The organism is Nocardioides sp. NPDC004968, assembly GCF_040608935.1.
In the GTDB taxonomy this organism is placed as follows: Bacteria; Actinomycetota; Actinomycetes; order Propionibacteriales; family Nocardioidaceae; genus Nocardioides.
This window is the reverse complement of the sequence record NZ_JBEXJF010000037.1, coordinates 1-12766: the sequence shown is the minus strand read 5'-3', so window position 1 is coordinate 12766 and position 12766 is coordinate 1. Positions and strand designations below refer to the sequence as shown.

At 69.7% G+C, this 12766-nt stretch carries 11 protein-coding genes; 8 read left to right on the top strand and 3 right to left on the bottom strand.

Annotation, left to right across the window (positions count from 1 at the left end):
• Positions 1-35 precede the first annotated feature (35 nt).
• Positions 36-761: an SDR family NAD(P)-dependent oxidoreductase gene (locus ABZU72_RS23820; protein WP_355021262.1), complete on the bottom strand. Its 726-nt coding sequence runs from the start codon at positions 759-761 to the stop codon at positions 36-38.
• Between the two features lie 78 nt (positions 762-839).
• On the opposite strand from ABZU72_RS23820, the gene ABZU72_RS23815 reads away from it, so the two are divergent.
• On the top strand, positions 840-1229 hold the full coding sequence (locus ABZU72_RS23815) for a helix-turn-helix domain-containing protein (RefSeq protein ID WP_355021261.1): 390 nt from the start codon (positions 840-842) through the stop codon (positions 1227-1229).
• A 4-nt stretch (positions 1230-1233) separates the two neighbouring features.
• Here ABZU72_RS23815 and ABZU72_RS23810 read toward each other — a convergent pair whose 3' ends face one another.
• Both ABZU72_RS23810 and ABZU72_RS23805 read right to left on the bottom strand, forming a co-directional pair.
• Positions 1234-1659, bottom strand: a complete 426-nt coding sequence (locus ABZU72_RS23810) for a nuclear transport factor 2 family protein (protein WP_355021260.1) — start codon at positions 1657-1659, stop codon at positions 1234-1236.
• Positions 1660-1670: 11 nt separating this feature from the next.
• Positions 1671-2156 (bottom strand): nitroreductase/quinone reductase family protein, encoded by a 486-nt coding sequence (locus ABZU72_RS23805; RefSeq protein WP_355021259.1) that lies wholly within the window; start codon positions 2154-2156, stop codon positions 1671-1673.
• Positions 2157-2202: 46 nt separating this feature from the next.
• Here ABZU72_RS23805 and ABZU72_RS23800 point away from each other — a divergent pair, with 46 nt between their 5' ends.
• The 7 genes from ABZU72_RS23800 (at position 2203) to uvrB (ending at position 12539) form a co-directional block, all read left to right on the top strand.
• The gene (locus ABZU72_RS23800; RefSeq protein ID WP_355021258.1) at positions 2203-3087 is read left to right on the top strand and encodes a TIGR03619 family F420-dependent LLM class oxidoreductase; all 885 of its coding nucleotides are present in this window, start codon (positions 2203-2205) and stop codon (positions 3085-3087) included.
• Positions 3084-4250 (top strand): hypothetical protein, encoded by a 1167-nt coding sequence (locus ABZU72_RS23795; RefSeq protein WP_355021257.1) that lies wholly within the window; start codon positions 3084-3086, stop codon positions 4248-4250. The genes ABZU72_RS23800 and ABZU72_RS23795 overlap by 4 nt, the downstream gene beginning before the upstream one ends.
• Before the next feature lie 45 nt (positions 4251-4295).
• Positions 4296-6671, top strand: coding sequence for a protein kinase (locus tag ABZU72_RS23790; protein ID WP_355021256.1), 2376 nt, complete (start codon positions 4296-4298; stop codon positions 6669-6671).
• A 49-nt stretch (positions 6672-6720) separates the two neighbouring features.
• Positions 6721-7515, top strand: coding sequence for an SDR family oxidoreductase (locus tag ABZU72_RS23785; RefSeq protein WP_350841383.1), 795 nt, complete (start codon positions 6721-6723; stop codon positions 7513-7515).
• On the top strand, positions 7508-8677 hold the full coding sequence (locus ABZU72_RS23780; protein WP_355021255.1) for a sulfotransferase: 1170 nt from the start codon (positions 7508-7510) through the stop codon (positions 8675-8677). Before ABZU72_RS23785 ends, ABZU72_RS23780 begins: the two co-directional genes overlap by 8 nt.
• Before the next feature lie 102 nt (positions 8678-8779).
• Positions 8780-10387, top strand: a complete 1608-nt coding sequence (locus tag ABZU72_RS23775) for a hypothetical protein (protein WP_355021254.1) — start codon at positions 8780-8782, stop codon at positions 10385-10387.
• Between the two features lie 10 nt (positions 10388-10397).
• On the top strand, positions 10398-12539 hold the full coding sequence (gene uvrB, locus ABZU72_RS23770; RefSeq protein ID WP_355021253.1) for an excinuclease ABC subunit UvrB: 2142 nt from the start codon (positions 10398-10400) through the stop codon (positions 12537-12539).
• Positions 12540-12766 lie beyond the last annotated feature (227 nt).

The window sequence follows — 12766 nt, the reverse complement described above, 5'->3', positions numbered from 1 at the left end:
GAAGGTCGCGATGCCACTGAGTTTGCGGCGGTCTCTCAGTCCTCAGCGGGTCGCGGCGTGATCACGTCGAAGACCGCTTCGTCCTCGGTTCCGGAGGCCAGGCGCCAGACCGCGTCGGCGAGCTCGTCGGGGTCGAGGGTGGCGTACGCGGTGGGAGTGGTGGGGTCGGTGAGCATCTGGTGGATGTCGCCGCGCTCGATCAGGCCGCCGACGACGAGGGAGCCGACGTGCACTCCGTCCTCGGCCGCGGCGACGGCCAGGGTGCGGGCGTAGGTCCGCAGGGCGCCCGAGGCGGGGGCGTAGGGGCCGAGGAACGGCAAGGGGACGAGCGCACTGAGCCCGGAGACGTACACCAGCGCGCCGCCGCCGCGCGAGCGCATCGTGGGGAGGGCCAGGTTGGCCACCTCGACGGCCGGCTCGAGGGTCTCGGCCATCGCACGACGGACGTCGGCGGGCTCGGTCTCGAGGATCCCGACCGTGGGTGCGCTCAGGTTCTGGGCGCCGGGGCCGTGGTAGACGACGTCGATCGGTCCGAGAGCCGCCGTGATCTCGGCGAGGGCATCGGCGACGGCGCCTGGCGCCCGCAGGTCGGCGGCAACCGCGAGAGCGGGTACGCCGCTCGCCGACAGCTCCTCCAGGTAGCCCGGGTGCCGGTCCGTGCTGCGGGAGACCAGGCCGACGGCGTACCCCTCCTTGGCGAACCTCCTCGCCACCGACATGCTGAGGCCGGGGCCGGCGCCGAGGACCGCGATCGTGCTCATCTTCTTCTCCCTCATGGATAGGTTGCTGATGTCAGCAACCCTCGCCGCCCGGCGGCGTTCGCGGAAGAAGGCACTTCAATGTCAGATGGGAACACCGATGTGCCCCGACACATCGTGAGCGCGGCGCTCGGGCCCGGACTGCCGCAGAAGGTCCCGGCGGGGGAGTACGAGACCTGCCCGGTGACACAGGCGGTGCAGATGCTCGGGGACAAGTGGACGCTGCTGATCGTGATGATGCTGGCCGAGCGGCCACATCGCTACAACGAGCTGCGGCGCCGCGTCGAGGGGATCAGCCAGCGCATGCTCACCCGGACGCTGCGCGTCCTGGAGGAGGAGGGGATCGTGACGCGTACGGTCTTCCCGACGGTGCCGCCGGGTGTGGAGTACGGACTCAGCGACCGTGGCCGGGAGTTGCTGGTGCCGCTCGCCGGGCTCGCGGACTGGGTGATCCGGGGCCGGGCGGCCTGAGGGCTCAGAAGCCGCGGGTCCAGAAGACCTCCTCGTGGAGGTGGCGCGAGCGCCAACCCTCCGGCGTGCGAACGAAGGAGTGGCGGTAGCGACCGCCCACCTCGACGACGCGCTCGCCCCCGGACCCGTCGGAGATGACCATCGGGTTGTCGAAGTATGCGATGACTTCCGCGCTCTCGTCGGTGAACGTGATGCCGACCTGGCCGATCGTGTGTAGGCGCTTCTGGGAGAACGCGGGCAGCATCTCGGCAAGCCACTTCTTGACCTCGGCGAGCTCGCCGACCGTACCGCCGGACTCGGAGTAGTCGATCGTGGCGTCGGCGGCGAAGACCGTGTCGAGCGCGTCCCAGTCGCCGTCATCGACAGCCAGGGTGTAGCGGGTCAACGCGTCGGTGATCTCGGCGCGGTCGATCAGCTCTTGAACGTCCATAAGTGTCTCCTTCAGCGGGGTGAGAGGACGATGACCGGGATCTCCCGGTCGGTCCAGGTCTGGTAGGTCTCGAAGTCGGCGTACGTCTCCAGCAGCCGCGGCCACAGCTCAGCCCGCTCGGAGGGGTCGGCGACGTGTGCCCGGACGAGTCGGCGCCCGCCACGAGGGACGCGGACCGCGACGTCGGGCTGGGCACGCAGGTTGGCGACCCACTGCGGGTCCTTCGGAAGCCCGCCCTGGGAGCCGACGACCACGAGATCCGCTCCCGAGCGCATGAACAGCAGGGGAGTGGTGAAGGTGCGGCCCGACTTGCGGCCGATGTGCTCGAGCAGCAGGACAGGGGCGGGTTTGCGCCAGCCGGCCATCACCCGCCAGGTGCCGCCGATCCGGCCGTTGGTCAGCTTGAACAGCGCGGTGTTGGCGCGGGCGCCGTACTTGATGATTCTCGCCGTCAGCGGCGAGTCGAGGCCCGCAGGGCGTTCGAGAGAAGGCGACATGACGAACACTCTGGCAGAAACTTAGAACACGTTCTAGTGTTGGCACATGCGCTTCACCTATGCCGAGGCAATGACGCAGGCCGACTACTACGCACCGCTGGCCCAAGCGGCGGAGGCCGCCGGCTACACCAGCATGACGGTGGCCGACAGCCTGATCTATCCCGAGGAGTCCGACTCCACCTATCCCTACACCGACACAGGCGACCGTGAGTTCCTGCAGGGCAAGGAGTTCATCGAGGCGTTCATCCTGTGCGCCCATCTCTTCGCGGTGACCGAGACGCTGAGACTGACTCCGTTCGTGGTGAAGCTGCCAGTGCGTCCCCCGGTGCTGGCCGCCAAGCAGGCCTCGAGCCTCGCCTTCCTCTCCGGCAACCGGCTCGGACTCGGCGTCGGGCTGTCCCCGTGGCCGGAGGACTTCGCCGCCCTCGGCGTCGACTGGAAACGCCGCGGCAAGCGGATGGACGAGTGCATGGACATCCTGCGCGGCCTCACCGACCCGAGTGGCGACTTCTTCGGCTATGCGGGCGAGTTCTACGAGTTCGCGCCGCTCCAGCAGCGCCCCGCCCCGACAGAGAAGATCCCCCTTCTCGTCGGCGGCCACGCCGACGCCGCCCTGCGCCGCGCGGTGCTCAAGGGCGACGGCTGGATGCACGCCGGCGGCGACGGCGAGGAGCTCGACCGCCTCCTGGTCCGCCTCGCCGAGATCCGGCGCGAGGAGGGCGACACCCGGGACGACTTCGAGGTCCACGTGATCAGCTACGACGCGTACGACCTCGACGGGATCAAGCGGCTCGAGGACAAGGGCGTCACCGACTGCATCGTCGGGTTCCGCGACCCGTATGTGAAGGGTGCCGACCCTGAGCCGCTGGAGAAGAAGATCAAGCACCTGGAGTGGTACGGGGAGAACATCATCGCGAAGGCTGGGCAGTGACCGAGCAGAGCGCGGCGTACGGCCTGACCGAGCCGCTGCAGCGGGCGATCGCGGAGGCGGAGGAGCTGATCGCGAACGCGCCGTTCATCCGCACCGAGACCGACCGGCTCGAGGGCTATGAGTATCTGTCCGGCCGGATCCGGATGGCGATGCAGACGGCCTTCGACTACGACCTCGAGCAGCCGCTCTTCGTGAACCCGACCCACCAGTTCTCCAAGCAGGGCCTGGACAACCCCGACGCGATCTACTTCAACGCCTACCTGCGAGAGGGCGTCGAGTACGTCGTCCGCGGCCGCCGCGGGACCAGCGCCGACCTCTCCTTCCAGGTGATGGGCGGCGCCTACACCGCGGACTCCGCCGCGACCAGCCTGATGGCGTTCGACGACCGCAAGCTCCAGCTCGACTACGACGGGTCCTTCGAGTTCACCTATGTGGCCGAGCCGGGCGCGAAGACCCTGATCGTGCGCGAGGTCTTCAACGACTGGGACACCGAGACCCGCGGCACGATCACCATCGAGCGCCCTGACACCCTCGGCCGGCCGCGCCGCCCGCTCACCCAGGAGTTGCTCCGCAAGAAGTACGAGGTCGCCGCCCGGTCGCTGACCGGCTCGATCCAGACCTGGTTCGCCTTCCCCCAGTTCTTCCAGTACAAGGAGCCGGTCAACACGCTCACGGTCCCGGCCCGGACCCCGGGCGGGCTGGAGTCGCAGTTCTCCTCGATCGGTCACTACGAGCTGGCCGAGGACGAGGCGCTCGTGGTGGAGGTGCCGCGCTGTGACGACTGCAGCTATCAGGCCATCCAGGTCGGCTCGGACTGGTACGCCTCGACCGACTACGAGACCCACCAGACCAGCCTCACCAAGGCCCAGGCCGTCACCGACCCCGACGGCGTGATGCGCTTCGTGATCTCCGAGCACCCGCCCCTGGACGGCAGGCCGATCGCGAACTGGCTCGAGACCACCGGCCACCGCACCGGCTCGCTGATGCTGCGCTGGCAGAGGCTTGAACGCGACCTCACTGCCGCCGACGGGCCCGTGGTCCACAAGGTGGGCATGGATGACGTACGCGACCTGCTGCCGCACACCGAGGCGTTGAGCCCCGGGGGGTATGCCGAGCGGATCACCGCACGTCAGCGGGCCGTTGCACGCAGGATGCTGAGCTGAGAGCGGACGCGACGCGAAGGCGTAGGACGCCTATGCTTGCCGCCCATGGCCAGTCCCCACCACGAGCCACCGACGATCCCGGGCTTCCGGCATCGTCGACTGATCGGCGCAGGCGGCTCCTCCGAAGTCTTCCTCTACGAGTGGCCGCAGGAGAAGGTCGACGTCGTCGTCAAGGTCTGGAACGACCGGCTCAGCGGCGAGACCCAGGACGCGCTCGCCAAGGAGACCAAGGAGGTCGCCGAGCTCGCCGCCCATCCCCATGTGCTGCCGCTGCACGCCGTCGGCGTCAGTGACGACGACCGGTGCTTCGTGGTGATGGACCATCGCACCGGCGGCGACCTGCAGGCCCGTTGGCGGCGCGAGCGGCTCTCGGCCGCCGAGGCCCTGAGTATCACGATCAAGGTCGCGGGCGCGCTCGACGTCGCCGCCCGGCACGGGATCCTGCACGGTGACGTCAAGCCCGCCAACATCCTGCTGACCAGCGGCGGTGAGCCGCAGTTGGTCGGGTTCGGAGGCCTCTCGTCGGCCGGGCGCCCCGGCGGCGCCGATTCGACCTCGCTGCCGTGGATGGCTCCGGAGATGCTCTCCGATCCGCCCGAGCCGAGTGGCTGGGCGGACATCTGGAGCCTGGCCGCGACCTGCTACACGCTGTTGGCGGGACGTACGCCGTTCGAGGGGCCGGGCCGTGGCGATGCCCCCGCGGCGCTGTCGGAGCGGATCCGGGAGTACGACCCGCTGCCCATCGAACGCGACGACATCCCGGCGTCGTTCGACGAGGCGCTGCGCAAGGCGATGTTCAAGCGCCGGGCCGGACGGCACTGGAGCGCCGCCGACTTCGCCAAGGCGCTCCAGGCGGTCGAGGCGGAGCTCGGGCTGTCGGTCACGCCGCTCGCGGAGATGCGCGAGCCCCGGGACGAGATCGCCGAGGCCGCGGAGGTGGTTGAGATAGCCGAGCCGGCCCCGGTCGAGGTCGCTCCGGATCCGGTTCCGTCGCAGGTCGAGTCGCCGGGGATGGGGGATACGGCCGAGGTGCCGATCGTCACCGGCCCCGTGATCGACCCTGTGGTCGAACCCGTGATCGCCCCCGCCCCGGTGCTCGACCAGATCGACGACGACGTCCTCGGCCACCGTGTCGACGTCGACCGGCTGGCCCGCCTGCTCGCCTCCGCACGCACCCAGCTTCCGATCTCGGTCGCCGTCCAGGGGCTGCCCGGCAGTGGCCGGTCGACCTTCCTGCGGAAGGTCCAGGAGCGTATCGAGTGGCTCACCGAGAACGACGAGACCTACCCCGCCCGCACCACCCACGTACGTATAGACGCCCGCCAGTACGCCGATGGAGACGTGGCGGGCGCGGTGCTCGAGAGCGTGCGGAGCGCAGGGAAGAGCGAGCCGCCGCCGCTGGTGGCGAAGCACCAGGCCGCGCAGCGGCGGACCGCCGAGCTGCGGGCGGCGCTCGCGGGCGTGCCCGAGGATGACGGCACCCGCGGCAAGCGCCGCGCACAGCCGATGAGCACCACGATGGCCCTGGCCGCCATGGACCGCGAGGTCGCGGCCTACGAGGCGGCGCTGCGGGCAGCGCCGCCCGGACCTCCGCCGCGCCCGTCGGCCGGCTCGCTGAGAGGGCCGCTGGCGAGCCGCACCATCGTCTACGTCGACGACCTGGACAGGTGCGACCCGCCCACCGCGGCCGGCGTGCTGCAGGCGATCGACGAGCTGAGCAGCCAGGAGAGCGTCGCGGTCGTCGCGGCCGTGGACGCCCAGACGCTGCGTCGAGCGATCGGTGGCCGAGTGGCGGAGCCCGCGGCGTACCTCTCCCGGGTCTTCGACGTGCCGTTCGCGCTGCGGGCGTTCGCGGGTGACCCGGCGGTGCGGTTCATGCGGTCGCTGATGCGTCAGGCGGTGCCGTCTTGGCCGGCCGCGCTGGCCACCGGCACGGGCGATCGGGCCGGGCGTACGAGCCCGGTCGAGAGCTTCGAGATGACCCCGGGCGAGGCGCTGTTCGCGAGCGAGCTGGCCAGGTTCTGCCCGACGCCCGGAGCGGCCCGGAAGCTGCTCGCGGTCTATCGGCTGGCGCGCACGGCCCCGGTGGCGACCGTGGGCACCGAGCCGGCCGGCCACCATGCCCTCGGGATCCTGATGGCGATCCTGGTCGGGGCGCCGGCGCAGGCCGTCCAGGTGCTCGGAGCCGTGGTCGAGTCGCTGGCCACGGGCGAGGACGGGACGACGTTCCGGAAGCTGCTCGAGAAGGTCGCGCGCGAGCACACCGCGGGCTGCGGGCGGGCCACCTGTGGCTCGTGCGCCGACTGGTCCCGGGTGCTCCGCGCCCACGCCGACCTCGTCCGGACTCAGCAGGTGCCGCATGAGGTCGGGGCGTACGCCGCCTGGGTCGACGAGGTCGCCAGGTTCAGCTTCCCGACCTGACCCAGCACACCCCTTCCGCAAAAGTGAAACACGTTCTAGTCTAGGCGCCATGACTGGACTCCTGGATGGCAAGGTCGTCGTGCTCTCGGGGGTCGGCCCCGGCCTCGGCCGCTCGCTGGGCGAGCAGGCGGCGCTGATGGGCGCCGACCTGGTGCTCGCCAGCCGCACCGAGAAGCGGCTGCAAAAGATGGCCGGCGTCATCGAGGAGCACGGACGACGTGCGCTGGTGGTGCCGACCGACATCACCGACGAGGACGCGCGCCGGCACCTGGTCGACGCCGCGCTGGAGGAGTTCGGGCGCGTCGACGTACTCCTCAACAACGCCTTCGGCATCCCGCCGATGGATCCGCTCACCCAGATCCCGCTCGACGCGCTCCGGCTGGCCCAGGAGTCCAACGTGTACGCCCCGCTGCGGCTCTCGGCGCTCTTCGCCGACGCGCTCGCGGCCACCCCGGACAAGCCCGGCGGCGCGATCGTGATGATCAACTCCGCAGTGCTCTACCAGAGCCAGCCCGAGTTCGCGGGCTACAAGCTGTCCAAGGGCGCTCTCGCCCACCTCGCCTCCTCGCTGGCCACCGAGCTCGGTCCGCGCGGCATCCGGGTCAACTCCATCGCGCCGTCCTACATCTACGAGGACGTCAACAAGGCCTACTTCGACTGGATGGCCTCGGAGTCCGGGCGCACCCACGAGGAGGTGTACGCCGAGAAGGCCGCCCCCACCGACCTGAAGCGGCTCGCGACTCCCGAGGAGGTCGCCCGGGCGGCACTGTTCCTGGGCAGCGACCTGGCCTCCGCGGTCACCGGGACCGTGCTCAACGTGGACTGCGGGGAGTTCCATGACTGAGACCGCGCCCCGCGAGCGGGCGGATGTGGGGACGTACGAGGACATCTGCGCCGCCGCTGTCCGCACCACCGGGCTGAGTGCCGAATATTTTGAGTACAGCTCCGGGACCGACCACGAGGAGGGGCTGCGGCTTCTGGTCGAGGACCTCGCCTCGCCCGAGGCAGGGCTGACCCCGGTCGGCAACTACTTCCATCGGTCCCAGGTGAAGTCGGCCCTCGTGGGCCGGCTGATGACGCAGGCCCGGCTCGCGGAGTTCCCCCAGCACCAGGACGTACGCATCGAGCGCCCGATCTTCGTCACCGGCCTCGTCCGCACCGGCACCACGGCCCTGCACCGGCTGCTGGCCGCCGACCCGGCGCACCAGGGTCTGGAGACCTGGCTGACCGAGTTCCCCCAACCGCGCCCTCCGCGCGAGACCTGGGAGCAGGACCCAGTCTTCAACGCCCTGCAGGGCGCCTACCGGCAGCACCATGTCTCCAACCCCGAGTTCATGGGGATCCACTACATGGACGCCACCAGCGTCGAGGAGTGCTGGCGGTTGCTGCGGCAGAGCGGCAAGTCGATCTCGTTCGAGTCGCTGGCCCACGTCCCGCGCTACTCGGCCTGGCTGGCGAAGCAGGACTGGCGCGATGCGTACGAGGTCCATCGCCGTTCCCTCCAGCTCATCGGGCTCAACGACACCGACAAGCGCTGGGTGCTCAAGAACCCCTCGCACCTGGTCGCGCTCGACGCGCTGATGGAGGTCTACCCGGACGCACTCGTGGTGGTTACCCATCGCGACCCGGTCGTCTCGGTCGCCTCCGGCTGCTCGCTCTCCGCCGAGGCGACCGCCGGGATGTCGACCACGTTCGTCGGGGAGATCATCGGCAAGACCCAGCTCGAGATGCTCTCCCGCTCGTGGCGCTCCTTCGGTGAGACCCGGAAGAGGTATGACCCGGCGCAGTTCCTCGACGTCGACTACCGCGGGTTCGTCAAGGACCCGGTCGGCACCGTCGAGAACATCTACGCCCACTTCGACATCCCCTGGAGCGACGCCGCCCGCGCCGAGGTCTCCCGCATCGACGCCGAGTCGCGTTCGGGGAGCGCCCGGCCCAAGCACGACTACAGCCTGGCCGACTACGGGTTGACGGAGGACGAGGTTCGCCAGGCGTTCACCCTCTGATTCCGTACGGCATCCACCGCTGCTCCATCGAGGTGCCCTACGGTTCCACGCGAGCTCACGGGTGTGCGGCTCATGACGCCGTCCGACCTCGGGAGCCATGTGATGAGCCATGCCGCTGCGGTGCTGAGTGCCGAGCCGACGGACGCGCCCGCCAGGCCGTCGGTCAGGCTGGTCACGGTGCTCGCTCTGCTGGCCGCGTTCGCAGCCTCGATGAGCCTCTACGTCGCCACCACCCAGGCGTTGTCGTACCACGCGCGTGACGAGGGCCCGAACGCCTCGTACGCCATCACGCTCCACGAGGGCGAGCTGCCCACGATCGACACACCGGTGGCGCAGGACAGGGAGCGCTTCCCGCAGATCACCGGGGGTGCGAACCGGGAGGAGTTCGATCGCCACCGGATGATCTGGACTGCCAACCATCCGCCGCTCTACTACCTCCTCGGCGCGCCGTGGGTCGCCCTCGCCGACGCGCTCGGCAACCCGCAGGTGCTGATCGCCGGGATGCGGGCGGTGAGCGCTCTGGCGTACGGGGCGCTGGTGTTCCTGGTCGGCCTGATCGCCTTCGAGGTCACCCCACGACGCCCGGCGGCCGCGATGCTCGCCACCGCGATCACGGCCTCGCCGGCGGTGCTGGCGATCGCGGCGGGGTTCATCATGAACGACAGCGTCGCGGTGGCGGCGTCGTCGCTGACCGTGCTCGCGACCCTGCGCATCCTCCGCCTCGGGGTGACCCGGAACCGGATGATCGTCATGGCGGTCGCCGGAACCCTGGCCGCCGCGACCAAGGCGCCCGGCGTGATCGCGGTGATCATGTGCGGTGCCGCGCTCGGGGTGACGCTGCTGCTCCGCGACCGCACCCGGCAGGGCTTCCTCCGGGCGACCTGGCTGACCGCGATCGCCACCGGGGTGCCCGGCCTGGCGATCGGCTGGTTCTACGTACGCAACATCGTGCTCTACGGTGACGCGACCGCGAGCTCGGCGCTCCTGGAGCGCTACCAGCGGGTGCAGGTCGACACCTGGTTCGAGGTGATGACCGCGCCGCGCTTCTGGCACGGCTGGTACGACCACCTGTGGGTGCCGCTCCAGCTGCGCGGCACGGCGCTGCACTGGGTGATCGACGCCATCACCTTCATCGCTCTGCTCGGAATGGCCCTGGGGGTCGTCGCGCGTCTGCGGGATCACGGTCGCGAGCGCGGTCTCGTGGTCAGCGCTCCCCGGGTCCCCTCGGTGGCGACCGTCGGGCTGCTCGTGCTGATCGCGCACGCGTTCGTGATCATCGTCAACCTCGCCCAGTTCCGCTCCGGCGGCGGCAACCCGCACGAGCGCTACCTGATGACGATCATGCCGCTGGTCGCGATCATGCTGTCCGTCGGCCTCCTCGCCATCGTCGATGCGCTGCCGTGGGGTGAGATCCGCCGGCGTGAGGAGATCGCGGCAGCGCTGATCTCGGCGTTCCTGGTGGGGATGGCGACCGCCACCTTCGCCGTCTGGGTGCGCACCCAGATCCGTCTGGGGGTCGATCTCATGCTTCCCGAGATGCGGCCGGTGCCATATCTGGTGCTGGGCGTCGGGGCGATCTGTGCGGTCGCTGCGGTGGTGCTGCCGTTGCTCTGGCGGCCACGCGCCGAGTCGGCGGAACCCCTTGACGTACGCATCGTGGAGCCGCGGCGAAGCGGAAGCACGCGCGAAACTGTCGGTGGTCCCGCGTAGCCTTGGTGTCATGCGTCCAGTCACCGATCTCGAGCGTCGTGTCGCCCCGTTCAAGGTGGTCTCCGACTACCAGCCCTCGGGTGACCAACCGGCTGCGATCGCGGAGATCACCCAGCGGATCCAGGGCGGCGTCAAGGACGTCGTTCTGCTCGGCGCGACCGGCACCGGAAAGACGGCGACGGTCGCCTGGACCGCCGAGCAGCTGCAGCGCCCGCTGCTGGTGCTGCAGCCCAACAAGACCCTCGCCGCCCAGTTCGCCAACGAGCTGCGCCAGCTCTTCCCGGACAACGCGGTCGAATACTTCGTCTCCTACTACGACTACTACCAGCCTGAGGCGTACGTCCCCCAGACCGACACCTACATCGAGAAGGACTCCTCGATCAACGAGGAGGTCGAGCGGCTGCGCCACTCGGCCACCAACTCGCTGCTGACCAGGCGCGACGTCATCGTGGTCTCCACCGTCTCCTGCATCTACGGTCTCGGCACCCCGCAGGAGTACGTCGACCGGATGCTCCGGCTGCGGGTGGGGGAGGAGCACGACCGCGACTCGATCCTGCGGCGGCTGGTGGAGATCCAGTACACCCGCAACGACCTCTCCTTCACCCGAGGCACGTTCCGGGTGCGCGGCGACACCCTGGAGATCTTCCCGGTCTACGAGGAGCACGCGGTCCGGATCGAGTTCTTCGGCGACGAGATCGAGCGGCTGATGACGCTGCACGCCGTCACCGGCGAGGTCCTCACCGAGGACCAGGAGCTCTACGTCTTCCCCGCGACCCACTACGTCGCCGGCCCCGAGCGCATGGAGCGCGCGATCAACGGCATCGAGGCCGAGCTCGACCAGCAGCTGAGCACCTTCGAGAAGCAGGGCAAGATGCTCGAGGCGCAGCGGCTGCGGATGCGTACGAACTATGACATCGAGATGATGCGCCAGGTCGGGTCCTGCTCCGGGATCGAGAACTACTCGATGCACATCGACGGCCGGGAGCGCGGCACAGCGCCCAACTGCCTGCTCGACTACTTCCCGGAGGACTTCGTCCTCGTCGTCGACGAGTCCCACGTCGCGGTCCCGCAGGTCGGCGGGATGTACGAGGGCGACATGTCCCGCAAGCGCAACCTGGTCGAGCACGGCTTCCGGCTGCCCAGCGCCCAGGACAACCGGCCACTGAAGTGGGAGGAGTTCCTGGAGCGGATCGGCCAGACGATCTACCTCTCCGCGACCCCGGGCAACTACGAGCTGGACCTGGTCACCCGCGACGGCGGCGAACCCGACGTGGTCGAGCAGATCATCCGCCCGACCGGCCTGATCGACCCCGAGGTGATCATCAAGCAGACCAAGGGCCAGATCGACGACCTGATCGGCGAGATCAACGACCGGGTCGCCAAGAACGAGCGCGTCCTGGTCACCACGCTCACCAAGAAGATGTCCGAGGACCTCACCGACTATCTGCTCGATGCCGGGATCCGGACGCGCTATCTCCACTCCGAGGTCGACACGCTCAAGCGGATCGAGCTGCTCCGCGACCTGCGGCTGGGGGAGTACGACGTCCTGGTCGGCATCAACCTGCTCCGTGAGGGTCTCGACCTTCCCGAGGTGTCGCTGGTCTCGATCCTCGACGCCGACAAGGAAGGCTTCCTGCGCTCGGACAAGTCGCTGATCCAGACCATCGGCCGTGCGGCCCGAAACGTCTCCGGTCAGGTGCACATGTACGCCGACAAGATCACCCCCTCCATGGAGTCGGCGATCGAGGAGACCAACCGCCGCCGCGCGATCCAGACGGCCTACAACGAGGCCAACGGCATCGACCCGCAGCCGCTGCGCAAGAAGATCGCCGACATCACCGACATGCTCGCCCGCGAGGAGGAGAGCACCCAGGAGCTGCTCAACACCTGGGCCGGCACCGAGGCCAAGGGTCGAGCGGGCAAGACGGCGGCCAAGTCGCCGACCCCGATGCTTGGCGACGCCGCTCGCGAGGCCCGCGAGCGCGGTCTCGTCGGCCTCCCCTCCTCCGACCTGGCTCAGCTCATCGGTGACCTCACCGACCAGATGAAGGGCGCCGCCGCCGAGCTCCAGTTCGAGGTCGCCGCCCGCCTCCGCGATGAGATCTCCGACCTCAAGAAGGAGCTGCGCCAGATGATGGAAGCGACGAAGTGAGGAGGGGGTCGGCGTAAGCCTTCTTCGCGCCGAAGGCGCCCTCTTGGTTTATGCCGACCCCCGACGAACGAGGAGCTGCGCGCGAGCGAAGCGAGCGCGCTGGCGACGAAGGAGTCGCCAAGCGACACAGTTCCCGCTGGTCGAGCCGCCGGAGCCGCTAGGCGGAGGCGTGGGGGGGGGGGCCGGGGCTCCGCGGGGCGGGCGGCGGTCGGGTGGGTGGGGGTGAG

What these genes read in the sequence shown, in the direction of transcription:
- ABZU72_RS23820 (WP_355021262.1), bottom strand. Translation starts at nt 761, where the DNA reads ATGAGCACGATCGCGGTCCTCGGCGCCGGCCCCGGCCTCAGCATGTCG.
- ABZU72_RS23815 (WP_355021261.1), top strand. Translation starts at nt 840, where the DNA reads ATGTCAGATGGGAACACCGATGTGCCCCGACACATCGTGAGCGCGGCG.
- ABZU72_RS23810 (WP_355021260.1), bottom strand. Translation starts at nt 1,659, where the DNA reads ATGGACGTTCAAGAGCTGATCGACCGCGCCGAGATCACCGACGCGTTG.
- ABZU72_RS23805 (WP_355021259.1), bottom strand. Translation starts at nt 2,156, where the DNA reads ATGTCGCCTTCTCTCGAACGCCCTGCGGGCCTCGACTCGCCGCTGACG.
- ABZU72_RS23800 (WP_355021258.1), top strand. Translation starts at nt 2,203, where the DNA reads ATGCGCTTCACCTATGCCGAGGCAATGACGCAGGCCGACTACTACGCA.
- ABZU72_RS23790 (WP_355021256.1), top strand. Translation starts at nt 4,296, where the DNA reads ATGGCCAGTCCCCACCACGAGCCACCGACGATCCCGGGCTTCCGGCAT.
- ABZU72_RS23785 (WP_350841383.1), top strand. Translation starts at nt 6,721, where the DNA reads ATGACTGGACTCCTGGATGGCAAGGTCGTCGTGCTCTCGGGGGTCGGC.
- ABZU72_RS23780 (WP_355021255.1), top strand. Translation starts at nt 7,508, where the DNA reads ATGACTGAGACCGCGCCCCGCGAGCGGGCGGATGTGGGGACGTACGAG.
- ABZU72_RS23775 (WP_355021254.1), top strand. Translation starts at nt 8,780, where the DNA reads ATGAGCCATGCCGCTGCGGTGCTGAGTGCCGAGCCGACGGACGCGCCC.
- uvrB (WP_355021253.1), top strand. Translation starts at nt 10,398, where the DNA reads ATGCGTCCAGTCACCGATCTCGAGCGTCGTGTCGCCCCGTTCAAGGTG.